Origin of the sequence: Burkholderia sp. WP9, assembly GCF_900104795.1 — a bacterium.
Classification (GTDB): domain Bacteria; phylum Pseudomonadota; class Gammaproteobacteria; order Burkholderiales; family Burkholderiaceae; genus Paraburkholderia.
Map to the genome: position 1 here is coordinate 3850166 of NZ_FNTG01000001.1, position 24764 is coordinate 3874929.

Sequence of the window (24764 nt, forward strand, 5' to 3'; positions counted from 1 at the left end):
ACCATCCAGCATCGTAGAGTTGCCGCTCGTTTCCCGACGATCGGACGCTTCCTAATTCGGTTGCATCCATGTCGTGCAGTGTGACCATTTCACTGACGCATCGCAGAAAAATCCTGCGATGCGTCAGTGTTTATTGATTGCTGAAGAAAAAGTCCTACAAGAACATCAGGAAATTCAGCAGGAAGATATTCACGACCAGCAAGGTCAGCGCGGTCGGGATCTGCACTTTGATCACGGCGTTCTTATCGGGCAATTCCAGCAGCGCGGCCGGCACCATGTTGAAGTTCGCGGCCATCGGCGTCATCAGCGTGCCGCAGTAGCCCGAGAACATGCCGATCGCGACCATCACCGCCGGATTGCCGTGGAACACGCCCACCAGAATCGGCACGCCGACGCCGCCCGTCATCACCGGGAACGCGGCGAAGCCGTTGCCCATCACCATGGTGAAGAGCGCCATGCCGATGCAGTACACGGCCACCGCAATGAAACGATAGTCGAGGCTGATGTAGGCCGTGGTCACGTGTGCGACGGCCTTGCCGACCCCGGCGTCCGAGAACACGAGGCCGAGCATGCCGAGCATCTGCGGCAGCACTGCTGCCCACGACAACGCATCGACCAGCCGGCGCGTTTCCTTCATCGACTGGCCGACGGTGTCGCGCGTCATTACGCAGGCAATCGCGAGCGCGATCACGCAGCCGATCCCGAAACCGATCAGCGTGACGTTGGCCTTCTCGATCAGCGGTACGCCGCCGAACACCAGATGGCTCGCCGAGAGCGTGATGATCACGGTGACGACCGGAATCGTCAGCGCGGGCACGAACAGCTTGTTGCGAAGACGCGCGGCGCTGGCCATGCGCGCTTCGAGCGACAGCACTTTCGGCTTGGCCGCGGTCACGCCGCCGAAGCCGGCAATCAGCGCCATCACGATGACGAGCACACCGACCACGGCCGGCGGCAGCTTGTCGCCGATCAGGAAGATCAGCGCGTAGAGAATCCAGAAACCGCCGGCCGTGAAACGGCGTGGGTGATCCTTGTCCGTGACGATCATGCCGCCGACAACGAGCAGCACCACGCCCAACAGCCAGAACAGATAGGTGATCGAGAGCGTCATGCCTGGTCTCCTGCGGCGGATTGTTTCGGCGAAACGGCAGCCTGGCTCGCCGCGGCGTTGCCGCGCAGTTCGCGTTCGAGTTTGCGGTCGAGCAGATACAGGCGGAAGCCGTGAATGATGAACGCGCAGATGGCGGTCGGAATGCCCCACACGGCGACGTGAATCGGCTCGACGATGATTCCCGCTTCCTTCAGGAAGGTGGTCATCAGCACGATCGCGCCGAACGCCACGAAAATGTCCTCGCCGAAGAAGAGCCCCACGTTGTCGGTCGCGGCGGAGAACGCGCGCAATTTGAAGCGCACGGCGTCGCTGATCTTGCCGAAGCGGGTTTCGGTCGCGCCTTCGGCCATCGGCGCGATCAGCGGACGCACCATTTGCGGATGGCCGCCGAGTCCGGTCAGGCCGACCGCCGCGGTCAGTTCGCGCACCAGCAGATAGACGATCAGAAGACGCCCGGCGGTCGCGGCCTTGATGCCGCCGATCCACGCTTGCGCGCGTTCACGCAGTCCGTGCCGTTCGAGCAGACCGATCACGGCCAGCGGCAGCAGAATGATCAACGGGATATTGCGGGTCTTGATAAAACCGGTGCCGATCTCGGCAAGAATCTTTTCAGGCGGGAAGTGCGCGGCGAGGCCCGTGATAATCGCGGCGACCGCCACGATCAGCATCGGATTGAACCGCAATAAAAAGCCGACGATGATGACGGCCACGCCAATGAGCGGCCATAGACTGACTGTTGTCTGCATCTGGATCTCCAAACAGGGTTTCAACCTTGCCGCTTGTGACGGCTAACGTGGGCCGGCGTCCGGTGGTCCGGGCGCCGTCTTGTTGCGACGGCTCTTGATGGCCGCCTCTGCTTCGAACTACACCTGCACCTGCTGATCGACTGCGGGTACTGCTATGCGCCCTGTACCTGGCAAACGCCCCGCATGAAGCGGGGCGTGGGAAAGGTGCAGAAGGTTTGAATCGCGCTAATCCGGCTCGCGTTTCGGCCGACGCTCAGGCGCGGGCGGCGACTGCCGCATGGACTTCGATGCCGGCGTCCCGCAGCGCGCCACGAATGCGCCGCGCGAACGCCAGCGCATGCGGACCGTCCCCGTGCAGGCAAATGGTCTGCGCGTTCAGCGGCACCCATTGGCCGTCCACGGCCTGCACGCGTTGCTCGCGAATCATGGTGAGCGTGCGCGCCAGCACTTCGTCTTCGTCGTCGAGCAGCGCGCCGGGTTCTTTGCGCGGCACCAGCGAACCGTCAGCGCGATAGCCGCGATCGGCGAAGACTTCCTCGATCGCGGTGAGGCCCGCGTTGCGCGCGGCCGTTACGAGTCCGCTGTTGGCCAGCGCGAACACCGCCACCGACGGATCGAAATCGTGCACCGCCGAGACGATCGCGTCGGCGATCCTGTCATCGCGCGCGGCCTGGTTGTACAGCGCGCCGTGCGGCTTGACGTGCGCAATGCGCCCGCCCTCCGCCTGGGCGATCGCCGAGAGTGCGCCGAGCTGGTACAACACGCCCGCGTAAATCTCGTTGGCCGGCAAATCCATTTCCTTGCGGCCGAAATTTTCCGGATCGTTGAAGCTTGGATGCGCGCCGATCGACACGCCTTTCTGCACCGCCCAGCGCACGCAGTCGTGCATCGCATTGGCGCCGCCCGCGTGCCAGCCGCACGCGATATTCGCCGAGCTGACGAGGTCCAGCAGCGCCTCGTCGGACCCGCTGCCTTCGCCGAGGTCGGCGTTCAAATCGATTTCCATGGAGTTCCCCTACTCAGTATTACAGCGCCGCGACGGCCGACCGGCGCGCGCAGCGTTCTTCATGCATGGCGATCGCCGCGTCGATCTGCCGCAAGTACGTGCGCTCTTCCAGCAAAGCCTGACGCGCCTCGTAAGGCGTCGTCGGAATGAAGCGTACGGATGCGTTCAGGCGAACCTGCGCGAGCTTCCAGAGGTCGGCCTGAATCACCGCGCCGATCTTCGGATAGCCGCCCGTGGTTTGTGCATCGCTCAACAGCACGATCGGCTGGCCGTTCGGTGGCACCTGAATCGTGCCCGGCAGCACGGCGTGCGAAAGCAGATCGGTTTTCTGCGTGCGTTTGAGCTCGGCGCCGGCAAGGCGGTAGCCCATGCGGTTGCTGTTCGGCGTGACGAGCCATTCATCGGACCAGAAGGATTCGTGGGCTTCCTCGGTGAAGTGCTCGTACTCCGGTCCGCGCAGCACGCGGATCGGCACGGCCCACGGCACGCCGGACGGGTGACGCCCACGCCGCAGGGGTTCGTGAACCAGCACGAACTTGCACCACGCGGGCGCCTTCACGCCGAACTCCGGCGCCTCGGGCGTAAAGCCGAGATGGCCGCGCTGAGGCGGCGCACCCACCGGCAGGCGATCGCCGTCGCGTAACGCCCGGCCGCCGAGTCCGCCGAAATGGCCCGCGAGATCGGTGCTGCGCGAGCCGAGCATGGGCAACACGTCGACGCCGCCCGCCACGCACACATAGCCGCGCATGCCGCGCTTCGCCGCGTTCAACACCAGTTCCTGGCCGGCCTGCACCGGCAGGCTCCACCACGAGTAGACCGGTTTGCCGTCGAGCGTCGCGCCGAACTCGGTGCCGGTGATCGCCACCCGCGTGGCGCGCAGAAAGCGCAGCACGGTCGGCCCGAAGGTGATTTCCAGACCGGCCGCATCGGGCCGGTTGCCGACCAGCCGGTTGCCGACTTCGAGCGACAGACGGTCGAGCGCTCCGCCCATCGCGACGCCCAGATGCCGGTAGCCATGACGGCCGAGATCCTGAATCGTGGTCAACAGACCCGCGCGAATCACATCGATCATGCCTGTATCCCCGCGATGGTGAAGCGCACCCGGTCGCCCGGTTGCAGCAGCGTGGGCGGCCGGCGCGCCGGGTCGAACAGCGGCAGCTCGGTGCGGCCGATCAACTGCCAGCCGCCGGGCGACGTGGCCGGATAGATGCCGGTCTGTTCGCCGCCGATACCAACCGACCCAGCCGGTACTTCGAGCCGCGGCGACGCGCGGCGCGGCGTGTGCAGCGCGGCTTCGAGCCCACCCATATAGGCGAAGCCCGGCTGGAAGCCGAGGAAGAACACCACGTAGTCGCCATTCGAATGACGTTCGACGACCTCGCGCACGCTCAAACCCGTGTGATCGGCGACCGTTTTCAGATCAGGACCGAACTCGCCGCCGTACTGCACCGGAATCTCGACTTCACGGCCCGCCGCGGGCGCGTCGCTCACCGCATTCCAGGCCGTCTGCAGGTGGCTTACCAGCGCGTCGCGGTCGGCCTCGAGTGGATCGAAAACCAGCGTGAGGTTATTCATGCCGGGCACCACCTCCAGCACATGCGGCCATTCGCGTGCGGCAGCGGCCGCCGCCCACACGCGACGCTGGCATTCCAGCGTGGCAGGCGGCGGCGCCTCGCAGACTAGCGCGGTATCGCCGAGCGGAAAGATTCTTGGTTGGCTCATGAGTTAACGGCCCAGGTCGAGTCGGAGGATTCGGGCACAGCACACCCTTTGACCGGTTATCGGCATCGGGCAGGCGACGATTGAAGCGTACATTATCAATAAAATATCAACAATTTCTCAATAAGCGTTTTTGCCAGGCTCCCTGGGATCGAGCGCTCGTCGTACACTCCCGACACCTTCCCAATCTGCCTCTCGAGAATCTTTGCCATGTCGCGCCATCCCACCAAGATCGTTTCCTCGGAACATCTCGTGTCTGAGACCAGCGCGGAGCTGTCGGAACTCGAGTACGCGCTCATCATGGCAGGCAACGCCTTCAATCGATGGATGGTGCGCTGCATGTCGGCGGCGGGAGACAAGGACATGACCGCTATCGAGGTCTCGCTGCTGCATCACGTCAGCCATCGCGAGCGCCGCAAGAAGCTGGCGGACATCTGCTTCGTGCTGAACATCGAAGACACGCACGTCGCCACTTACGCATTGAAGAAGCTCGTAGCTAGAGGGTATGTAAAAAGCGAAAAGACCGGCAAGGAAGTGTTCTTCTCGGCAACCGAAGCCGGCCGTGAGCTCTGTCTGAAATATCGCGAGGTGCGTGAGAGTTGCCTGATCTCCACGCTGAAGGAAAGTGGCCTGACCAACGAGCAGATCGGCGAGGCGGCGCAACTGATGCGCAACGCGTCCGGTCTCTACGACACGGCGGCGCGGGCGGCCGCGTCTTTATAACGCGGCCCCGTGTGCGTCCGGGTGGCGCAGCCGCCCGGCGCGGCACCCGCCGAGCGCCTAACCCGCCGGGTGCGGGTAGAGCGCTGCCTCGGTGACGATCAGATCGAGCGGAATGTCGTGGGTTTCGCGCTGCAATGCGGGCGTGCGGCATGCTTCGTAGGCGATGCCCACGGTGATCGGCTTCTTCGCGCCCGGCCACGCCGCCAGCGTGCGATCGTAATAGCCGCCGCCATAACCGAGCCGGTAGCCGTGGGCGTCGAAACCCACGCACGGCACGAACAGCAGTTCGGGTGTCACGATACGCCCCGAAGACGGCTCGGCGATCTTGTGATGGCCGATCTTCATCGGCATGTCGGGCGTCCATGCGTGAAATTCCAGCGGCTCGCCGCGGGCCTTGATCACCGGCAAACTGGCCTCGCGTTGCGCGCCTGCCGCAAGCCAGATCGAGATCGCCGCGCGCGCGTCGAACTCGCCGGCGAGCGGCCAGTAGAATCCCACGCTATTCACGCCGTACTGCTTCAACGCATCGAGCAGGCGCCGTGCGAGCGCGGTATTGCGCGCCGGCTCGGAAGCCGCTTGCAGCCTTGCTTCCAATAGCATTTTACGCAGCGCCTTTTTCGATTCGGCGGCAGGGTTGCATGCTATGCTTGAGTTCAATTCGCGCTCCAGAAACAACGATGTCAAAACGCCTTTACCGAGTATATCGCGCGGCCGGTCTGGCGCTTGCCGCTGCGGCACTCGTCGCGTGCAGCACGGCCTCCGCCGTCAAGCCCCTTCCCCTTTCGCAACTCACGAACGACGACCAGATCTTCGTTCAGCTACGCGAGGCCGCCCGTAGTAACGACGCGGCGCGTGCAGCGCAGCTTGCCAGCATGATTCCGGACTATCCGGCGCCTGCGTATCTGGAGTACTTCCAGATCAAGCCGCAGTTGTTCGATTCGAGTGGGCACGCGCGCATCGACGCGCCTGACGCGCCGGTGCTGAGCTTCCTGCAGAAGTACGACGGCCAGGCGATCGCAGACCGCCTGCGCAACGACTACCTCACGGTGCTCGGCGCGCGTCACGACTGGCGCAACTTCGATCAGCAATACGCCCGCTTCGTCCTGAACGACGACACGCAGGTGAAGTGCTACGCGCTCGAATCGCGCGCCTCGCGCGGCGAAAATGTCGCCGACGCGGCCCGCGCGCTGCTGGTCGATCCGAAATGGTACGGCGACGGCTGCGTGGATCTGATCAACGCGCTGGCCATCAACCAGCAGTTCAGTTCCGCCGACGTGTGGCAACAGATCCGCCTCGCCTACGAACAGAACTACACCAACACCGGCGCGAAGCTCGTCGACGCGCTCAGCAACCAGCCGCCCGACCCGGTGCTGTTCAATCAGGCCGCCAACACGCCGCCGTTGCTGCTGGCGCGCGGCGTCGGGCCGGATACGCAGTCGCATCAACTGGCGTTGCTGGCTATCACACGCATGGCGCGCAATGATCCGGCCATGGCCGCGGCCACGTTCGCCTCGGTGGCGCCGTCGCTGAGTTCGCCCGAACGCGCGATCGGCTGGGGCACGATTGCTTATCAGGCTGCCGCCAAGCAGATGCCGGGCGCGGTGGACTGGTATCGCCTGTCGGTGAATGCGCCGCTCTCGAACCCCGCGTATGAATGGCGCACCCGCACCGCCTTGCTCGCAGGCGACTGGACGATGGTGCGCTGGTCGATCGAACAAATGCCGGCGGCGCTGCGCAACCAGCCGTCGTGGGTGTATTGGCATGCGCGAGCGCTCAAGCAGGCGGGCGACACGACCACGGCCAATCAGGAGTTCGAGTCGATTTCGCAGGGCTACAACTTCTACGGCCAACTGGCGGCGGAAGAACTGGGCCAGAAGATCACGGTCCCGCCAAAAACCGCGGTGAGCGACGCCGAGGTCCAGCAAGCCGGCAACACGCCCGGCTTCGACCTGGCGCAACGGTTCTATGCGCTGAATCTGCGGCTCGAAGGCAATCGCGAATGGAACTGGCCGCTGCGCAACATGAGCGACCGGCAACTGCTCGCCACCGCCGAATACGCACGCCGTATCCAGCTGTATGACCGCACCGTCAACACGGCGGACCGCACGAAGAGCGAGCACGATTTCTCGCTGCGCTATCTGTCGCCGTTCAAGGATATCGTCGAGCGTGATTCGCAGTCGAATGGGCTGGACGTGGAATGGGCCTACGGGCTGATTCGCCAGGAGTCGCGCTTCATCATGAACGCGCGCTCGGAAGTCGGCGCGAGCGGGTTGATGCAGTTGATGCCGGGCACCGCGCAACTGGTCGCGAAGAAGATCGGCCTGGGTCCGATCTCGCGTGAGCAGATGAACGACATCAACACCAACATCCTGCTCGGCACGAACTATCTGTCGATGATCTACAATCAGTTCGACGGGTCCGCCGTGCTGGCCACCGCGGGCTATAACGCAGGCCCGGGCCGTCCGCGCAGCTGGCGGCAATCCTTGCAGCATCCGGTGGAAGGCGCGATCTTCGCCGAGGCGATTCCGTTCCAGGAAACGCGCGACTACGTTAAGAATGTGTTGTCCAACACGGTCTATTACGCGGCATTGTTCGAAGGCCGTCCGCAATCGCTGAAGGCGCGTCTGGGTTATATCGCACCGTAAGCGCCGTGCCGCCGCCGCCTCGTTTCGAGCGGCGGCGCGCCACGCCAGCCGTTGCCGCGGCTTCCACCAGGGAGTCGAAAATGCGACACAAAGCCATTGCGATCATCGGCGGTTCCGGTTTTATCGGCAGCCATCTCGTCAACGCCCTCGTCGAAGCGGGCAAAGACGTGCGGATCGCCACCCGGCGGCGCTACAACGCCCGCCATCTCACCCTGTTGCCTATCGACGTGATCGAAGCGGACGTGTTCGATCCGGTTCAACTCGCGCGCTTTGTCGAGGGCGCCGATTGCGTGATCAACCTCGTAGCCACGCTGCACGGCAAACGCGGCACGCCGTACGGCCCGGAATTCGCACGCATGCACGTGGACTTGCCGACCAAAATCGTGGCGGCATGCGAAGGCAAGGGCGTGCACCGCCTGATTCATATCAGCGCGCTCGGCGCCGACTCGAATGGCCCGAGCATGTACGCGCGCTCGAAGGGCGACGGTGAGAAGGCCGTGCATGCGGCCAATCTGGCGTGGACGATTTTCCGGCCGTCGGTGGTATTCGGCCCCGAAGATCAATTCCTCAACAAATTCGCGTTCCTGCAGCGCATGTTTCCAGTGATTCCACTCGCGATGCCGGACGCCAAATTCCAGCCGGTGTATGTCGGCGATGTGGCAAAGGCAATCGTCAACGTGCTCGATCTGGATGCCGCCAGCGGCCGCACCTACGAACTCGGCGGCCCGACCGTCTATACGCTCGAAGATCTCGTCAGATATTGCGGCGACGTGCTCGGCAAGCATGCACGCATCATCCGTTTGCCGGAAGCGTTCGCGCGCCTGCAGGCGCTGACTTTCGAAATGGCGCCCGGCGAGCCGGTGATCTCGCGCGACAATCTCGATTCGATGAAGGTCGACAACGTGTTGAGCGGACCGCTCGCGCCTGAACTCGGCATCGAGCCGGCCAGTATCGAAACGATCGCGCCGATCTATCTGACCGGCGCGTCGACGCGCTCGCGCTTCGACACGTTTCGCGCCAGCGCGGGACGCTGAATTACCTTCACTCATTCCAGATACAAAGCATGAAGCTGATTATTGGTGACAAGAATTATTCGTCATGGTCGATGCGTCCGTGGCTGCTGTTCAAACACTTCGGCATTCCGTTCGAGGAAGTGCTGATTCATCTGAATCAGCCCGACACTAATGCGAAAGTGCTTGCGCTTGCGCCGTCGGGGCCGGGCAAGATCCCGTGCCTGCTAAACGACGACGGGTCCGCCACGTGGGATTCGCTGGCGATCGCCGAAACGCTGGCCGAACGCTTTCCTCAGCATGCGCTATGGCCGCGCGACGCGGTCGCGCGCAGCCATGCGCGCAGCGTGAGCGCGGAGATGCACTCGGGTTTCGGCGAATTGCGCTCGAACATGTGGATGAACATTCGCGCGTCCTTCCCCGGCAAGAACGCCACGCCGGGCGCGCTGGCCGATATTGCGCGGATCGAGGCGATCTGGCGCGACTGCCTCGACACCTATGGCGGCCCGTTTCTATTTGGCGAGTTCGGCATTGCCGATGCGATGTATGCGCCGGTCGTGATGCGCTTCAGGACCTGGCAGCCGGCGTTGTCGGAAGTGTCCAAAGCTTACGTGCAGCGCGTGAGCGAATTGCCGGCGGTGAAAGTGTGGATCGACGCCGCGCTGAGCGAAACGCATGCGATCGCTTATCAAGACGTATGCCCATGAACATCTATGCAGTAGGCGGCGCGATCCGCGACGAGTTGCTGGGCGTACCGGTGCAGGACCGTGATTATGTGGTGGTCGGCGCGACGCCGGAGCAGATGGTGGCGCAAGGCTACCGTCCGGTGGGCAAGGATTTTCCTGTGTTCCTGCATCCCGAGACACATGAGGAGTACGCGCTCGCCCGCACCGAGCGCAAGACGGCGGCCGGCTATCACGGCTTCCAGTTCTTCTATGCGCCGGACGTCACGCTCGAGGAGGACCTGGCGCGCCGCGACCTGACCATCAACGCGATGGCGCGCGAGGTGCGCCCGGACGGCGAGTTGACCGGCGCGGTGATCGACCCGTTCAACGGCCAGGGTGACTTGCAGGCGCGCCTGTTTCGCCACGTCAGCGACGCGTTTCTCGAAGACCCCGTGCGAATTTTGCGGATCGCGCGGTTTGCGGCGCGCTTTGTCGATTTCACGGTCGCACCGGAGACACTGGCGCTCATGCGCAAGATGGTGGCCGACGGCGAAGTGGACGCGTTGGTGGCCGAACGCGTGTGGCAGGAAGTGTCGCGCGGTTTGATGGAAAAGAAGCCGTCGCGCATGTTCCAGGTGCTGCGCGAATGCGGGGCGTTGGCGCGGATTCTGCCGGAAATCGACGCGCTGTTCGGCGTGCCGCAGCGCGCCGACTATCACCCCGAAGTGGATACGGGCGTGCATGTGATGATGGTGGTTGACCATGCGGCGCAGCAAGGCTATACGCTGCCGGTGCGATTCGCCGCTCTCGCGCACGACCTTGGCAAGGCGACCACGCCCGAAGACGTGCTGCCGCGGCATATCGGCCATGAGGGGCGCAGCGTGGATCTGCTGAAGCCTTTATGCGAGCGGCTGCGCGTGCCCAATGATTGCCGCGACCTGGCGATTCTGGTTGCGCGCGAGCATGGCAATATTCATCGCGTGATGGAGATGGGCGCGGCTGCGCTGGTGAGGTTGATCGAGCGGTGCGATGCGATTCGCAAGCCCGCGCGATTTGCCGAAGCCTTGCAGGCTTGTGAAGCCGATGCGCGTGGGCGGCTTGGGTTTGAGATGCGGGATTATCCGCAGGCCGAGAGGTTGAGAGTGGCGCTCGTCGCCGCGCGTGCCGTGGACGCCGGTGCTGTGGCTAAGCGGCTCGCCGATGCGCCGGCCGGAATCAAGGACGCCGTGCATCTGGAACGAGTTCGGGCTGTGGAAGGAGTTGTTGGGTGAGGGGTTTTTGGCCTGCCGGGCGGGTTTTTGGGTGTTCTTCGGGCTTTGGCCTTTCCTTGTTTTGCTTGTGGTTTATTAGCGTTGCCCCTGTGCGGGGCGGCACCTACTTTTCTTTGCCGGCCGCAAAGAAAAGTAGGCAAAAGAAAGCGGCTCACACCGCTAACTCTTAAGCGGGTCCCTCGCGCAGTCGCGGTTGTGGTGCATCTGGAATCAGTGTTCTCGCACATTACGCCTCAGTGACAAAGCACTCATTCTTCCCGCCTCGCGCAATGCGCTCGCCGGAAGGGGCTGCTTGAAATGCGTTGGTTTCTCTGTGCGCACGGGGAGCCGTCGGCTCCGCCTCGGCGATGTACTGTTGAAGAATTCCGGTTTTTTAGCGTGGTTGCGTCAGGGAAACGTTAGCGGTGACCAGTACATTCGCGGTCGCCGCGGCGCGCGCTTCGCGTCGCGCCGCAGTACCCTCGGAATGCGAACGACACATGCGCCTTTCTTCATGGCCGCGGTGCGGTGCCGCGGCTTTTCGTCAGTGTGCAGTCGTTGTGCGACGTGAAACCGTTTTGAATTGCATTGGCCTGTTATGCGTCCCCCTCGTTGCTCCGATTCGTGCACGGCTATTCGCCGCCGTCCGCGTAGCCTTTGCCAGGAGGTCCGCTGCGTGGCGCGCCGTGATGCGGCTCCGCGGAATTCCCTTCGCGTCAAGTGCGATGACCTGATACAACTCACAATCATTCTCGACTTCGCGTCGGTAGTCCTCCACGGTGTCCAGCAGCAGTTCCAGTAACCTCCGCTGCCGATGTCTTTCTTCTCGCGTCACCGCCGGACTCCTAACTATCGAAGCCGCAAACGTGGCCAGCTTGTCCAGTTGACTTAGCTGCCGGTCAATCATTCCGAAAGCAGATAAGGCCAGTTTTTCGTATTGAAGCGCATCAACGGGTGGGCGCGGCGTAGTGCGTGAATTCTTGACGGATTTAATCATGGCGCGATCTCCCTGAAACTTACTTGGATCGCCCGACACGCGCTTGCAAGGTGGTGAGCGGGCACAGTGACAAGGTTGGCGGCCGTTACCAAACCGGCAGGCCCGAAGGCCTCCCCATCAAGGCCCGCCCATAAGACGCGCTGAGATAGACACACGCCCCCGCCAAAGCGGGCGCGTGTTTGGTAGCAGGCCGCCAAGCCTGGCCGTCGCTGTCTTGACGGCGAATTGAGTTTAAACGTCTTGCTTCGCGAGTGATCACCCATGCGAGCTAAAAGCTGCGCACCAGCACGATTTCCGAAATTTCCCAAGCACGCCCACGCACGAAATACTACGAGGAAGCAGAAACGTCAGGAAAGAACGAAGCGATCGGTTGAAGCCAGACCGCCACGGCGCGCGCAGCGCCGCCGGAAGAATGAGCGCCTTGTCACCGACGCGGAATGTGCGAGAACACAGATTCCAGATGAACCACTACCGGGACTGTGCGAGGGACCCGCTTAAAAATTAGCGGTTCAAAGCGGCTTTCTTTGCCTACTTTCTTTGCCGCGGCAAAGAAAGTAGGTGCCGCCCCGCACAGGGGCAACGCCAATAGACCACGAAGCTAGCAAGGAAAGGCCAACACCCTAGGCGACCAGCCAAAGAACCCACACCCTGGCCAAAACGCAAAAAACCTAACCTACAAAAGCCTGGCAACAATCGACAAGACCATAGAAAGCACCAACGTCGACATAAACGGAAACGGGTACTCCCGCCCAAAGAGCCGCAAGGTCACGTCGCCTGGCATGCGTCCAATGCCAATTTTCCTGAGCCACGGCCAGCAGGACGACAACACCGCCACGGCGATAAACGTAGTCAATAGCCAGCGGATCATGGTCAGCTCCTGAAGGCGGAGTTCACAGCGTGTGCGACCGGTCGCCGCTGGAGAACGCTTGCAGCGTGTCGTCCAGCCCACGCGAGAATGCGATCACCTTGAACAGTTCGCCCATCTCCGCCTCGGACAACAGCTTCTGCACTGCGTTCGCCGCGGGCAAATATTGTTTGGTGTCCGTGGGATCGATCTCCGATAACGCCTCGGTAATCCCCGCATTGAGCAGAAACCGCGCTTGCGACGTAAACCCCAGCAAGTCCGCGCCGGTTTCGACGCCGGCTTCGGCGATACCGGTGAATTCCACGTGCGCCGTGATGTCCTGCAGCCCCGGATAGAGGAAAGGATCGCCGTGCGCCCGGTGCCGGTAGTGGCACATCAACGTGCCTTGCGCGCGCTGCGCATGGTAGTACTCGTGACGCGGAAAACCGTAGTCGATGAAGAAGGCCGCGCCGCGCGTGAGCATCGTGCAGATGGTGCGCGTGAATGCGCTGGCGGCTTCGTGCGTTTCCGTCACGTAGTCTTCGCCGGCTGCGTCGATCTCAGACAGCAGCGCGAGGTCCGCCGCGGCGGACACAGGCCGGTCGTCGAAGGTGAACGCTTCGCCGCGCCATGCCACGCCGCGCTCGTGCCAGGCGCCGCCGGTAAAGGCGAATAGCCGCACAGGCATCGCGTCCAGCACCTCGTTGCCGATCACCACACCGTCGAACCGCTCTGGTAAAGCGTCCAGCCAACGCACTTTGGCGGCGAGCGCGGGCGCGGCGGCTTCGATCGTCTCGCGTTGGCGCTCGCGAAGCTCACCCGAAAGATCCACGATCGAGTAGCTGTCGAATTGCGCACCCAAAGCGTCGAGCGCTTCGAGCAGGCCGGCGGCGAGCTTGCCCGTGCCGGCGCCGAATTCCATCACGTCACGCGTGCCGCTCGCCTGCAAGGCTTCCGCGACCGGGCGCGCCAGCGTCGCGGCGAACAGCGGCGACAGTTCCGGTGCGGTGACGAAGTCGCTGCCGTCGTCGCCGCGCAGACCGAATTTGCGGGCGCCGCCGCTGTAATAGCCCAGTCCCGGCGCGTACAGCGCGCGTTCCATGTAGCGGTCGAACGGCAGCCAGCCGCCGGCGGCTTCGAGCTCCGCACGGATCTGCGCGACCAGCGCTTCGGACTGCGCAAGCGCGCTAGGGCCGGGAGCAGGTAAACTATCGGGTTGGTGAGCTTTCGGATTCATCCCCGCATTGTAAATGACCGCCTCTCTGGACACCGTCTCCGCCCGCGCGCCTGACACGCCGCGCGTCGTGCTGATTACCGGCGCCGCCCGCCGTATCGGGCGCTCGCTCGCGCTCGGCTTCGCCGCGCGCGGCTGGGACGTGGCCGTCCATTACGGCGCCTCGCGGGCGCAAGCCGAAGAACTGGTCGCTGAAATCGCCGCGTTGGGCCGCCGGGCGGTCGCGTTGCACGCCGAATTGGGCGACGAGGCGCAAGTCGAACGGCTTTTGCCGGCTTGTATCGACGCCTTGGGCCGGCCCTCGTGTATCGTCAACAATGCGTCGCGCTTCGAGGAAGACACGGCGCAAACCGTCGGTTACGAGCTGCTGCTGAAGCTGACCGCAATGAACGTCGGCGCGCCGCTGGTGCTGGCGCGCGGGTTGTACGAATTGACGCCGGAGGCGGCGCGCACGGACGAAAGCCTGCGCAGCGTCGTCATCAACGTGCTGGATCAGAAGCTGTACAACATGAATCCGGACTACCTGTCCTACACGCTGACCAAGGCGGCGTTGCAGACAGCCACGGTCGCGCTGGCTCAGGCGTTGGCGCCGAAAGTGCGCGTGGTCGGGCTCGCGCCCGGCCTGACGATGCAATCCGGCGATCAGACGCCGGACGGTTTTGAAGCCGCTCACCGTACTACGCCTTTGGGCCGCGCGTCGCGGGCCGAGGATATTGTCGCCGCCGCACTGTATCTCGCGGATGCAGCGGGCGTGACCGGAACGACGCTGGTGGTCGACGGCGGGCAGCACCTCGTGCCGCTGCCGCGCGACGTAATGTTTTTGACGGGCGCCTGAAGCGCGCGCGGCCATTCGCCAGATGGGCGGCCGCCGCGCTGTGAAGCGCCCCTTTGCGTGCTCCGCACGCTTTTTTCGACTGGAACGAACATGTTTGCCGCTCTTTCGCATCCCCGGCTCGCCGATTGCCGCCGGCTCTTTCTGCGCAATTACGAAGTGCACATCAACATCGGCGTGCACGACTTCGAAAAGCGCGGCGAACAGCGCGTCGTGATCAACGTCGAACTGTACGTGCCGCTCGCGCTGTCCACACCGGTTCAGGACAAGCTGGACGAAGTGGTCGATTACGACTTCATGCGCTCCACCATCTCGCGCCGCGTCGAGCAAGGCCATATCCACTTGCAGGAAACGCTTTGCGACGATCTCGTGAAGACCATGCTCGAACATCCGCAAGTGCGGGCCGCGCGCGTGTCGACGGAAAAGCCGGATGTGTATCCCGACTGCGACGCGGTAGGCGTCGAAGTCTTCCGTATCAAAGAGGATTGAGCCATGAATGCTCCGCAAATCCTGAACGGCGCCACGGCCGCCGCAGCCGCTGACGCAACCGGCGCCACGCCGGCCGCCGCGCGTGCGAAGTCGCCGCTCACGCGCCGCGAACAGAAAGAGGCGTACGAGAACAACAAGCTGTTCAAGCGGCTTGCGCGCCAGGTTGGCGAGGCGATCGTTGATTTCAACATGATCGAGGACGGCGACAAGGTCATGGTGTGTCTGTCCGGCGGCAAGGACAGTTACGCGATGCTCGAAATCCTGATGCGGCTGCGCGAGCGCGCGCCGATCAACTTCGGCATCGTCGCGGTGAATCTCGACCAGAAGCAGCCGGGCTTCCCCGAGCACGTGCTGCCCGAGTACCTGAAGCAACTCGACATTCCGTTTCACATCGAGAACCAGGACACGTACAGCATCGTCAAGCGGCTGGTGCCCGAAGGTAAGACCACCTGCTCGCTGTGCTCGCGGCTGCGGCGCGGCATTCTGTACCGCGTGGCGGGCGAACTCGGCGCGACCAAGATCGCGCTCGGCCATCATCGCGACGACATTCTGCAAACGCTGCTGCTGAACATGTTCTACGGCGGCAAGCTGAAGGGCATGCCGCCCAAGCTGCAATCGGACGACGGCAAGAATATCGTGATCCGCCCGCTCGCCTACGTGAAAGAAACCGATCTGGAGAAGTACGCCGAGTTGCGCGAATTCCCGATCATTCCGTGCAATCTCTGCGGCAGCCAGCCGAATCTCAAGCGCGCGGAAATGAAGGCGCTGGTCCGCGACTGGGAGAAGCGCTTCCCGGGCCGCATTGAAAATATGTTCAATGCGTTGTCGAACGTGGTGCCTTCGCATTTGATGGACCACAAGCTGTTCCCGTTCGCTGGCCTGCGGGCAACCGGCGAGGCCGATCCGCAAGGCGATATCGCGTTCGACGAAGAGCCGTGTTCGACCGATGCCGGTAATAGCGCGACGCTCGGTGGAGCGCAATCGATTGCGATCGTCCAGTTTGACGATCTTTGACCAAAACGCCCGTGGAATGGGCGTCTCCGCCCATTTCAGCTTGCAACGAGGCCGCGACAGCGGCCTTTTTCGTTAGAGGGTGCGTGTTAGAATCGTCGGCTCCAAACTCGTCTATTTGCCGTGCCATGAACATTGTGATTTTGGCGGCAGGCACCGGCAAGCGCATGCGGTCCGCGCTTCCCAAGGTGCTGCATCCCCTGGCCGGTCGGCCGCTCCTCGCTCACGTCATCGAAACGGCTCGCACGCTCAAGCCCACGCATCTCGTGGTGGTGATCGGCCACGGTGCCGAAGCGGTGCGCAAAGCCGTCGCCGCGCCGGACGTGCAGTTCGCCGTGCAGGAACAGCAGCTCGGCACGGGCCACGCGGTGCAGCAGGCGTTGCCGCTGCTCGATCCGTCCGCGCCCACGCTGGTGCTGTATGGCGACGTGCCGCTCACGCGCGCCAGCACGCTGCAGGCATTGACCGAGCGCGCGGGGCAGGGCGGCTACGGCGTGCTCACTGTCACGCTCGCGGACCCGAGCGGCTACGGCCGCATCGTGCGTGATGCAGAAGGCAAGGTGGCGCGCATCGTCGAACAGAAAGACGCTACGCCCGAGCAGCTTAAGATCGCCGAGATCAACACTGGCATCATCGTCGCGCCGACCGAGCGTCTGGGCGGCTGGCTTGCCGCGTTGAAGAACGACAATGCGCAAGGCGAGTTCTACCTGACCGACGCGGTCGAGATGGCGATCGAAGCCGGCCTTGAAGTCGTCACCACGCAACCGGACGACGAATGGGAAACGCTCGGCGTGAACAGCAAGCAGCAGCTTGCCGAACTCGAGCGGATTCATCAGCACAACGTGGCGGATGCGTTGCTGGTCGCGGGTGTGACCCTTGCCGATCCGGCGCGTCTGGACGTGCGCGGCACGCTCGAATGTGGCCGCGATGTCTCGATCGACGTGAACTGCGTGTTCGAAGGCCGCGTCACGCTGGCCGACAACGTCACCGTCGGGCCGAACTGCGTGATCCGCAATGCGAACATTGGCGCCGGCACGCGCGTCGACGCATTCACGCATATCGAAGGCGCCGAAGTCGGCGCGAATGTCGTGCTCGGACCGTACGCGCGCCTGCGCCCCGGCGCGTCGCTGCACGACGAGTCGCATGTCGGCAACTTCGTCGAAGTGAAGAACGCGGTGCTCGGTCACGGCTCGAAAGCGAACCACCTCACGTATATCGGCGACGCGGATATCGGTGCGCGTGTGAACATCGGCGCGGGCACCATCACCTGCAATTACGACGGCGCGAACAAATTCCGCACGATTATCGAAGACGACGTTTTCGTCGGGTCGGATACACAACTGGTCGCCCCGGTGCGTGTGAAGCGCGGCGTGACGATCGCGGCGGGCACCACGGTCTGGAAGGACGTCGAAGCTGACGCGCTGGTCCTGAACGACAAGACGCAAACGAGCAAAACGGGCTACGTGCGCCCGACCAAGAAAAAGAGTTGATGGGCGTGACGCGCGCACAAGGCGCGCTCCTTGAAACCCGGCACTAGCACTGAAAAGGAATGAGCCATGTGTGGCATTGTCGGCGCGGTAGCGCAACGTAATATCGTTCCGGTCCTGATCGAAGGACTGCGTCGTCTCGAATATCGCGGCTACGATTCGTGCGGCGTGGCCGTGCTCGGCGCCGACGGTCCGCGCCGTGCGCGCAGCGTGGCGCGCGTAGCCGATCTCGACGAGCAGGTGCGCGAGAGCCATCTCGAAGGCATCACGGGTATCGCGCATACGCGCTGGGCGACGCACGGCGCGCCGGTCACGGACAACGCGCACCCGATCTTCTCGAAAGATGCACTCGCGTTGGTACACAACGGCATCATCGAGAATTACGAAACGCTGCGCGAAATGCTGCGCGGCAAGGGTTACACGTTTGTCTCGCAGACCGACACAGAGGTTATCGCGCATCTGATTCACAGCCTGTATCGCGGCGATCTGTTCGCGGCTGTGCGTGAAACCGTCGGGCAATTGCACGGCGCGTATGCGATCGCTGTGTTGCATAAAGACCAGCCGCATACGGTGGTCGGCGCGCGGCAGGGCTCGCCGCTGGTGGTCGGGCTCGGCCAGGGCGAGAACTTCCTCGCTTCGGACGCGCTGGCGCTCGCGGGCAGCACCGAACGGTTCATCTTCCTCGAAGAAGGCGACGTTTGCGAACTGTCGCTCGAGGGCGTGCGTATCGCCGATCGCGACGGCTATGAAGCGCAGCGCGAAGTGCGTCAAGTTGCGGCATATGGCGGCGCGGTCGAACTCGGCCCGTATCGCCACTTCATGCAGAAGGAAATTTTCGAGCAGCCGCGCGCGATCACCGACACGATCCCGCAATCGGATTCGTTCGATCCGTCGCTATTCGGCGAGGGCGCGGGCAAGGTATTCGCGGAAATCGACAGCCTGCTGATTCTGGCGTGCGGCACGAGCTACTACTCGGGGCTGACGGCGAAGTACTGGCTCGAATCGATCGCAAAGATTCCCACTCAGGTGGAAATTGCCAGCGAATATCGCTACCGCGAGTCGGTGCCGAATCCGAAGTCGCTGGTCGTGGTGATCTCCCAATCGGGCGAGACGGCGGACACGCTGGCGGCGCTCAAGCATGCGCAGGAACTCGGTCATCAACACACACTGGCGATCTGCAACGTCGGTACGAGCGCCATGGTGCGACAGACCGAGTTGTCATTCCTCACGCATGCGGGTCGCGAGATCGGCGTTGCATCGACCAAGGCGTTTACAACGCAACTGGTCGCGCTGTTCGTGCTGGCGGCGACGCTGGGCAAACTGCGCGGTCGTGTGAGCGAAGAGCAGGAAGCTGAATATCTGAAGCAACTGCGCCACTTGCCGGCTGCGTTGAATAGTGTGCTGGCGCTGGAGCCGCAGATCATCGCGTGGTCGGAAGAGTTTTCGCGCAAGGAACATGCGCTGTTCCTTGGGCGCGGTCTGCACTACCCGATCGCACTGGAAGGCGCGCTGAAGCTCAAGGAGATCTCGTATATTCACGCCGAGGCTTATCCGGCCGGCGAACTGAAGCATGGGCCGCTTGCACTCGTGACCGAAGCCATGCCGGTGGTCACGGTGGCGCCGAACGACGCGCTGCTGGAAAAGCTGAAGTCGAATATTCAGGAAGTGCGAGCGCGCGGCGGTCAGTTGTATGTGTTCGCCGACGCGGATACGAAGATCGTCAACGACGAAGGCCTGCATGTGATCCGGATGCCGGAACACTATGGTCTGCTGTCGCCGATCCTGCATGTGGTGCCGCTGCAGTTGCTGGCGTATCACACGGCATGTGCGCGGGGTACGGACGTGGATAAGCCACGGAATCTCGCGAAGTCGGTCACGGTGGAGTGAGGGAGCAGGTGCTTGCGTCGCGACGTGGCAATCCGGATTAGAAGTCGTTACACAATGCCAAAATTTCCGCCGGAGAAGTCGTTACACGGCTGCAAGCGCTTGATTTTGCAACGTAAACACTTCTAATCCGGCGACACCAAATCGCCCGCTTTCGATGGAAAAATTCCGAAAAAGTGTTGAGGAATGAATTCTTCGAGCGGGCGGACCGGCGCTTCGGCGCCGAGTCTCTCGCTTCACCCCGTTTCAGCATCTTTCCACCTCGACGGGCACGCCTTAGTTGACGGTGTACTTTCTGTTCCAGGTCTTTGCTTGGCTTAGTTACTGCGCTTGAATTCACGACGAGACAGAGCATGGTAGAACGGAAGAAAACCGGGTTTCCATTTTCGGTTCAAATGCCGCCCCTGGCAGGCCGGCAGTCGCGAAGCGGCTCCAAGGCGTCGAGGCAGTTCGTCATGCCGCCCGAAATCCGCAAGATGTACGAAGGCGAGCTTGCCATCTTCAAGGCACAACTGGAAGCCGGCGCTGGGCTGGTCGCCGACGAGGCTCTGCGTGAGTTTCAGCGCGACTACCAGAATCGCGAAATGCAAATGGGCCCGCAGGGATTGCCGACCAACTTCCAGTTGTGTCGCGATTTCTTCGTTCGTGCGCGCCCCGGGCAGCCTTATCGGCTGTTCCCCGAAAAGGACTTCATCGTCAGCTTTGAGGACTTCCTCGATTTCATCACGGATGCGAGCTCACCGGCTTCGAGCTTGGCGCTCGCATACACACTCACCGAAGGCTTTATTTACAACATCAATTCGAGCGATTTTCCTGGAGCGTTGCTGCTATCGACTCGGGATGCACCGTCGTTCGGTTTCCGTGCTGCGAGCATGATAAGACGCGGCAATGAACTAACGATGCTGCTCTCGCTGGCAGAACAGCCCGAGCTTGATGTCATGGCCGACCTTGAGAACGGACTCGGTGAGGAGCTGAACGTACGGCCCGAGAGGCAAGCACTTCTCGAGCATGACGAGTTGCGCAAAGAGAAGTACGGGGACAATCGGATAGTCGCCATTGAGGGTACCGACTTGCTACCGTCCCTCGCGGCGGTGCGCTTCGACCTAAAAAATCGAGTTTTTGCAGGACGGTGTTTCCTTCGCGACATGGGCGACCGCTGGAGCACGAAGACCGACGTGCTGGATGCCTTTGCCGGTGAACTAGAAGAAGACCATCCTGGCTTCCAAAACATGGTCAGTGATTTGGACCGATACAGCACCGTTTGGGAGATGGCCAAGGCGCTTACACTGCTGCCCGCTTATCTCGACGCGAAAGTTACGCTTATAAAAACGGAGAAACGCGAGACCCGAATCGCGAAATTGCCGTTATCTAGGCGGCGGGAAATCGAGCGCGCGCCGATGTCGCACCGCAAGCAGTTTCGCAACATCTCGGCTATTCGGGTGATTCGTCCTGAATCGGAAACGTTATCGGGTCGCACGTTCAGCCCGCCACAGTTTCAGATTGCTGTCGATGGGTTTTGGCGTGCATTTAAGGACCCTGACCAAGCTGGCAAGGATGCTGAAGGCCTGCCGGTCACAGGTCGCACTTGGGTGCGTGCACACGTTCGGCACAGGGACCGGCCAGCCCCGTCCGAAATCAAGACTATCTACGTAAAGGCATCCCTCTCCGATGCACGCCGTCGCATTGAAGAGTACCGCCGGCGCATGGCGAAGCAGCCGGGTGCAGTCGTTCCCGAGCCGCTCGACATCGTGTATCCGATTCCAACAGCGGCTTCGGTTTCCGGCGAGTCACGGTCTGGAAAGCATGGCGCCTACGTGTACATCATGCGCTGTCAGGCGCATCTCGAGCACCTGTACAAGGTAGGTTTCACGGACCGTGACCCGGAAATTCGTGCGCGCGAACTTTCGTCTACAACTGCGACGCCGTCTCCGTTCGAAGTGGTTCGGGCTTGGCCGGTGACAGAGGGTCTGGCAGCCGAACGCGCAGCGCATGCAGCACTGAGCGCGGTGCGGCATTCGGCCACTCGTGAGTTTTTCCAGACGGCGTTTTCCGACTTACAGCACGTCGTGGAAGCGGCAATCCGTCCATGGCTTCTTCAGACTACATAGCGCTCAAAGCGCCTACGCGTTGCGCCTGTCGCTTTTTGTCGACAGGCGCGATTCTCGGGCCGACGGTGTAGGTACGTAATGAGCTGGCTCCCGCGGCTCCGGCCTCGGTTCCTCCCACTTCACCCGCAGCGCATTCGCACTTAGCATCACCGCGCCGACTGCACCTACTCCGCGGCGCCACGGCGCGCAATCATTTCAGCGCCGCCACCGCCTTCCGTAGGTGGTCACGCGCCGCGTCAATCTTGTCGGGGTGCGTTTTCTCGTTCAGGTCAGCACGGTCCTTCTCGCCCAGGAAATACGCCACGCGGTTCGATTCCTCTTTGCGTGGATGCGGGATGCCATGAAGCACGCGTTCTTTGTTCATGAAGCCTTCCTTGGTTAGCCATTCGACGCCTCTCGACGCGGCGGCTCCCACCGTGATGAAGATTGCTTCTGGCATGGCTTTGGCCATTTTCCCGAAGTAGTTTCGCATTTGCAGGCGCAGCATCGGGTCTGTTTCGGGATGCCACCCGGCCCTGAAGTTTTCGCCGTTTTTAAACACGGGAAACTGGAGCACGGACGACACCTGCAACAAGTCTGTTGATTTTCACGCAGTCTTAACCCACCGTTTTCATCTAAATCTGACCCACCCAGGGACAGCGTAGTACATCTATTCCGGTGTGGATAACTCTTCGTTTCCAGCCGGTTTTGCTGCTCTTTTTCTCGTTGCCTTTGCCTTGGCAGAACTGGTCCTGAAGCGCCACGATTCATTGCCGGTCTCGACGATGTGGCAGTGATGCGTAACCCGGTCCAGCAGCGCTGTCGTCAGCTTTGCATCCCCGAACACGGTCGCCCACTCGCCGAAGCTGAGATTGGTGGTGATCGCGACGCTCGTATGTTCGTACAGCTTTGAGAGCAGGTGGAACAGCAAGGCGCCACCGGTCTGGCTGAATGGCAAATAGCCCAGTTCATCGAGAATCACCAGGTCGACGTACATCAGCTTGTGAGCGATCTGGCCTTGTTTGCCGGTGGATTTCTCCTGCTCCAGAGCGTTGGTCAGCTCGACGGTCGAGAAGTAACGCACACGCTTGCCGTGGCGCTGTACGGCCTCGATTCCGATTGCCGAAGCGAGGTGCGTCTTGCCGGTGCCGGGGCCGCCGATGAACACAACGTTGTGTGCGCTCGCAAGGAACGACAGTTCGCTGAGTTCACGAACCAGCGCTTCATCAACTTGCGCCTGTGCGAAGTCGAAGCCTTTCAGGTCGCGATGAGCCGGGAAGCGTGCGGCGGTCATCTGGTAGGCGATCGAGCGCACCTGCCGTTCGGCGGTCTCCGCCATCAACAGCTGCTTCATGAAGCGCTCCGGCTCGAAGTCAGTGTGACGCGCCTGTGCCAGCAGCTCCGGCCAGGTGCTCGCCATGCCGTGCAGTTTGAGGCCCTTGAGCTGGGCAATGATGTCGTTAGACATGACGATCCTCCGGTGGGTTGGCGCGTAGTGTCTCGTAGCGGCTCACGTCAGCCGCCGGCTCTTCCTTGAGCTGGAGTTTCGTATCGGCGAGGCTGGCACTCGTGACGGGCGCCTTCAGCCGGCTCAGCACGTTCAGGACGTGCTCGCCACTTGGACGCCCTGAATCCAGCGCAGCTTGCACAGCGAGCAGCACGGCATCGAGTCCGTGTTCGCGCACCGCTGCGAGCACCTGCGTCATGACGCGATCGCCGCCCGGGTGTTTCAGCAAGTGCCGCTGCAACAGCTGCAGCGGCTGCGGCATCGTGATGAACGGCGCCCCGTTGCGTAGCGCGCCGGGTTTGCGCTCGACCAGCGTGATGTAGTGTCGCCAGTCGTAGAAGGTCATGTGCCGTTCGAAGCTGCGTTCGTGGCGAGCGATCTCCTGGGCGCCGGCAACGACGCTGAGATACGCTGGATAGCAGCGCACGCTCACCAGCTGGTTCGTGTACTCGGTGGGCACGCTGTAGCGGTTGCGCTGGAAGTGGATCAGGCTGGTCGACGAGACCCGCAGGGTCTGCTCGACATAGCCGTCGAATGGCCGTGGATTGGGCATCAGCCGGGTGCGCTCGTCCTGCAACACGTCCTCGACTGTCAGCTCGGGCCATTGCGGGTGCCGCATGTGCCAGGCTTCGCGACACTGGCCGGCAACCCATTCGTTCAGGATCTCCAGCGTCTCCCAGCGCCGTAGCGCCGCTTCGTGCCAGATCTGCCGTCGGCGGTCCTGAACGTTCTTCTCGACGATGCCCTTTCCCAGCCTGCCGCCCGGTTACAGAAATCCGGCTCGAACAGGTAGTGACTGCACATCGCTTCGAAGCGCGCGTTGACTGCACGCTCCTTGCCGCGGCCGACCTTGTCCACGGCAGTCTTCATGTTGTCATAGATGCCGCGCCGGGGCACACCGCCGAATGCGGCGAATGCACGCGCGTGCGCGTCGAACAGCATCTCGTGACTCTGGGTTGGATAGGCGACGAGCCAGAACGCACGGCTGGCATTGAGTTTGACGTGGGCGACCTCCAGGCGCCGCCGCAGCCCGCCAATGAAGGCATATTCGCAGCTCCAGTCGAACTGGAAGGCTTCGCCGGGTTCGAAGGCGAGTGGCACGTAGGCCTTCCTGCGCGGGGCTTCGGCCTGCTCCTCGTGCCAGCGCCTTACGAACGCGCTGACGCGGCCGTAGCTGCCCGCGTAACCCTCGCCGCGGATCGCCTCGAACATGAACCGCGCGGTGCGCCGGTCGCGCTTCGGGCGATGACTGTCCGCCCGCAGCCAGCCCGTCAGTTGTGCGGCCCATTCGTCGACGACGCTCGGGCTGACGCGCTTTGGATACTTTGGCTCGACAGCATCGGTCTGCCGCAGCCAGCTGCGCACCGTGTTTCGGGACAGGCCCGTTCGCCTCGCAATCTCGCGCAGCGGGACCTTCTCGCGGAAATACATCCGCCTGATCTTGGCCAATATGCCCACCGTGATCACCTCTGTATCCCCTGCTCAAAAATTGAGCAGGATATTCAATCACGTGGGTC

22 protein-coding genes and 1 pseudogene are annotated in these 24764 nt (G+C 62.6%); 11 read left to right on the top strand and 12 right to left on the bottom strand.

What is annotated here, in order from left to right:
- Positions 1-154 precede the first annotated feature (154 nt).
- The 5 genes from BLW71_RS17130 to pxpB all read right to left on the bottom strand — a co-directional run bounded on the left by BLW71_RS17130 (position 155) and on the right by pxpB (position 4585).
- A complete protein-coding gene (locus BLW71_RS17130; protein WP_091798174.1) occupies positions 155-1111 on the bottom strand; it encodes a DUF979 domain-containing protein in 957 nt (318 codons plus the stop codon).
- Positions 1108-1857, bottom strand: coding sequence for a DUF969 domain-containing protein (locus BLW71_RS17135; protein WP_091798177.1), 750 nt, complete (start codon positions 1855-1857; stop codon positions 1108-1110). Before BLW71_RS17135 ends, BLW71_RS17130 begins: the two co-directional genes overlap by 4 nt.
- Before the next feature lie 253 nt (positions 1858-2110).
- Positions 2111-2863 carry a 5-oxoprolinase subunit PxpA gene (gene pxpA / locus BLW71_RS17140; RefSeq protein WP_091798181.1) on the bottom strand — a complete coding sequence of 251 codons (753 nt, stop codon included), beginning with the start codon at positions 2861-2863 and terminating at the stop codon, positions 2111-2113.
- 19 nt (positions 2864-2882) lie between these two features.
- The gene (locus BLW71_RS17145; protein WP_091798184.1) at positions 2883-3935 is read right to left on the bottom strand and encodes a 5-oxoprolinase subunit C family protein; all 1053 of its coding nucleotides are present in this window, start codon (positions 3933-3935) and stop codon (positions 2883-2885) included.
- On the bottom strand, positions 3932-4585 hold the full coding sequence (gene pxpB / locus BLW71_RS17150; RefSeq protein WP_091798187.1) for a 5-oxoprolinase subunit PxpB: 654 nt from the start codon (positions 4583-4585) through the stop codon (positions 3932-3934). The genes BLW71_RS17145 and pxpB overlap by 4 nt, the downstream gene beginning before the upstream one ends.
- A gap of 207 nt (positions 4586-4792) precedes the next feature.
- On the opposite strand from pxpB, the gene BLW71_RS17155 reads away from it, so the two are divergent.
- Complete coding sequence (locus BLW71_RS17155; RefSeq protein ID WP_007179899.1) at positions 4793-5305, top strand: winged helix DNA-binding protein; 513 nt, start codon at positions 4793-4795, stop codon at positions 5303-5305.
- 57 nt (positions 5306-5362) lie between these two features.
- On the opposite strand, the gene BLW71_RS17160 is transcribed toward BLW71_RS17155, so the two are convergent.
- Positions 5363-5905: a 5-formyltetrahydrofolate cyclo-ligase gene (locus BLW71_RS17160; protein ID WP_286162012.1), complete on the bottom strand. Its 543-nt coding sequence runs from the start codon at positions 5903-5905 to the stop codon at positions 5363-5365.
- 77 nt (positions 5906-5982) lie between these two features.
- Between BLW71_RS17160 and BLW71_RS17165 the strand changes: the two genes are divergently transcribed.
- The 4 genes from BLW71_RS17165 (at position 5983) to BLW71_RS17180 (ending at position 10896) form a co-directional block, all read left to right on the top strand.
- Complete coding sequence (locus BLW71_RS17165) at positions 5983-7950, top strand: lytic transglycosylase domain-containing protein (RefSeq protein WP_091798190.1); 1968 nt, start codon at positions 5983-5985, stop codon at positions 7948-7950.
- 80 nt (positions 7951-8030) lie between these two features.
- Complete coding sequence (locus BLW71_RS17170) at positions 8031-8984, top strand: complex I NDUFA9 subunit family protein (protein ID WP_091798194.1); 954 nt, start codon at positions 8031-8033, stop codon at positions 8982-8984.
- 29 nt (positions 8985-9013) lie between these two features.
- Positions 9014-9667, top strand: a complete 654-nt coding sequence (locus tag BLW71_RS17175; RefSeq protein WP_091798197.1) for a glutathione S-transferase family protein — start codon at positions 9014-9016, stop codon at positions 9665-9667.
- Positions 9664-10896 carry a multifunctional CCA addition/repair protein gene (locus BLW71_RS17180; RefSeq protein WP_091798200.1) on the top strand — a complete coding sequence of 411 codons (1233 nt, stop codon included), beginning with the start codon at positions 9664-9666 and terminating at the stop codon, positions 10894-10896. Before BLW71_RS17175 ends, BLW71_RS17180 begins: the two co-directional genes overlap by 4 nt.
- Positions 10897-11419: 523 nt before the next feature.
- Here BLW71_RS17180 and BLW71_RS17185 read toward each other — a convergent pair.
- The 3 genes from BLW71_RS17185 to BLW71_RS17195 all read right to left on the bottom strand — a co-directional run bounded on the left by BLW71_RS17185 (position 11420) and on the right by BLW71_RS17195 (position 13953).
- Positions 11420-11872 carry a hypothetical protein gene (locus tag BLW71_RS17185; RefSeq protein WP_091798203.1) on the bottom strand — a complete coding sequence of 151 codons (453 nt, stop codon included), beginning with the start codon at positions 11870-11872 and terminating at the stop codon, positions 11420-11422.
- Between the two features lie 673 nt (positions 11873-12545).
- Positions 12546-12740 (bottom strand): DUF2905 domain-containing protein, encoded by a 195-nt coding sequence (locus BLW71_RS17190; RefSeq protein ID WP_091798205.1) that lies wholly within the window; start codon positions 12738-12740, stop codon positions 12546-12548.
- A 22-nt stretch (positions 12741-12762) separates the two neighbouring features.
- On the bottom strand, positions 12763-13953 hold the full coding sequence (locus BLW71_RS17195; protein WP_091798209.1) for a class I SAM-dependent methyltransferase: 1191 nt from the start codon (positions 13951-13953) through the stop codon (positions 12763-12765).
- A 13-nt stretch (positions 13954-13966) separates the two neighbouring features.
- Between BLW71_RS17195 and BLW71_RS17200 the strand changes: the two genes are divergently transcribed.
- The 6 genes from BLW71_RS17200 to BLW71_RS17225 all read left to right on the top strand — a co-directional run bounded on the left by BLW71_RS17200 (position 13967) and on the right by BLW71_RS17225 (position 21761).
- Positions 13967-14785, top strand: coding sequence for an SDR family oxidoreductase (locus BLW71_RS17200; protein ID WP_091798212.1), 819 nt, complete (start codon positions 13967-13969; stop codon positions 14783-14785).
- Positions 14786-14875: 90 nt separating this feature from the next.
- On the top strand, positions 14876-15271 hold the full coding sequence (locus BLW71_RS17205) for a dihydroneopterin aldolase (RefSeq protein ID WP_091798215.1): 396 nt from the start codon (positions 14876-14878) through the stop codon (positions 15269-15271).
- Positions 15272-15274: 3 nt separating this feature from the next.
- Positions 15275-16285 carry a tRNA 2-thiocytidine(32) synthetase TtcA gene (gene ttcA, locus BLW71_RS17210; protein ID WP_091798218.1) on the top strand — a complete coding sequence of 337 codons (1011 nt, stop codon included), beginning with the start codon at positions 15275-15277 and terminating at the stop codon, positions 16283-16285.
- Between the two features lie 125 nt (positions 16286-16410).
- Positions 16411-17772, top strand: a complete 1362-nt coding sequence (glmU, locus tag BLW71_RS17215; RefSeq protein ID WP_091798220.1) for a bifunctional UDP-N-acetylglucosamine diphosphorylase/glucosamine-1-phosphate N-acetyltransferase GlmU — start codon at positions 16411-16413, stop codon at positions 17770-17772.
- Between the two features lie 66 nt (positions 17773-17838).
- Positions 17839-19656 carry a glutamine--fructose-6-phosphate transaminase (isomerizing) gene (gene glmS, locus BLW71_RS17220; RefSeq protein WP_091798222.1) on the top strand — a complete coding sequence of 606 codons (1818 nt, stop codon included), beginning with the start codon at positions 17839-17841 and terminating at the stop codon, positions 19654-19656.
- 350 nt (positions 19657-20006) lie between these two features.
- On the top strand, positions 20007-21761 hold the full coding sequence (locus tag BLW71_RS17225) for a GIY-YIG nuclease family protein (RefSeq protein WP_091798225.1): 1755 nt from the start codon (positions 20007-20009) through the stop codon (positions 21759-21761).
- Between the two features lie 190 nt (positions 21762-21951).
- On the opposite strand, the gene BLW71_RS17230 is transcribed toward BLW71_RS17225, so the two are convergent.
- The 3 genes and pseudogenes from BLW71_RS17230 to istA all read right to left on the bottom strand — a co-directional run bounded on the left by BLW71_RS17230 (position 21952) and on the right by istA (position 24705).
- The gene (locus tag BLW71_RS17230) at positions 21952-22317 is read right to left on the bottom strand and encodes a hypothetical protein (RefSeq protein ID WP_143048363.1); all 366 of its coding nucleotides are present in this window, start codon (positions 22315-22317) and stop codon (positions 21952-21954) included.
- Positions 22318-22410: 93 nt separating this feature from the next.
- Positions 22411-23208 (bottom strand): IS21-like element helper ATPase IstB, encoded by a 798-nt coding sequence (istB, locus tag BLW71_RS17235; RefSeq protein ID WP_091798231.1) that lies wholly within the window; start codon positions 23206-23208, stop codon positions 22411-22413.
- Positions 23201-24705: pseudogene (gene istA / locus BLW71_RS17240) on the bottom strand (IS21 family transposase). The gene istB and the pseudogene istA overlap by 8 nt, the downstream one beginning before the upstream one ends.
- Positions 24706-24764: the final 59 nt, after the last annotated feature.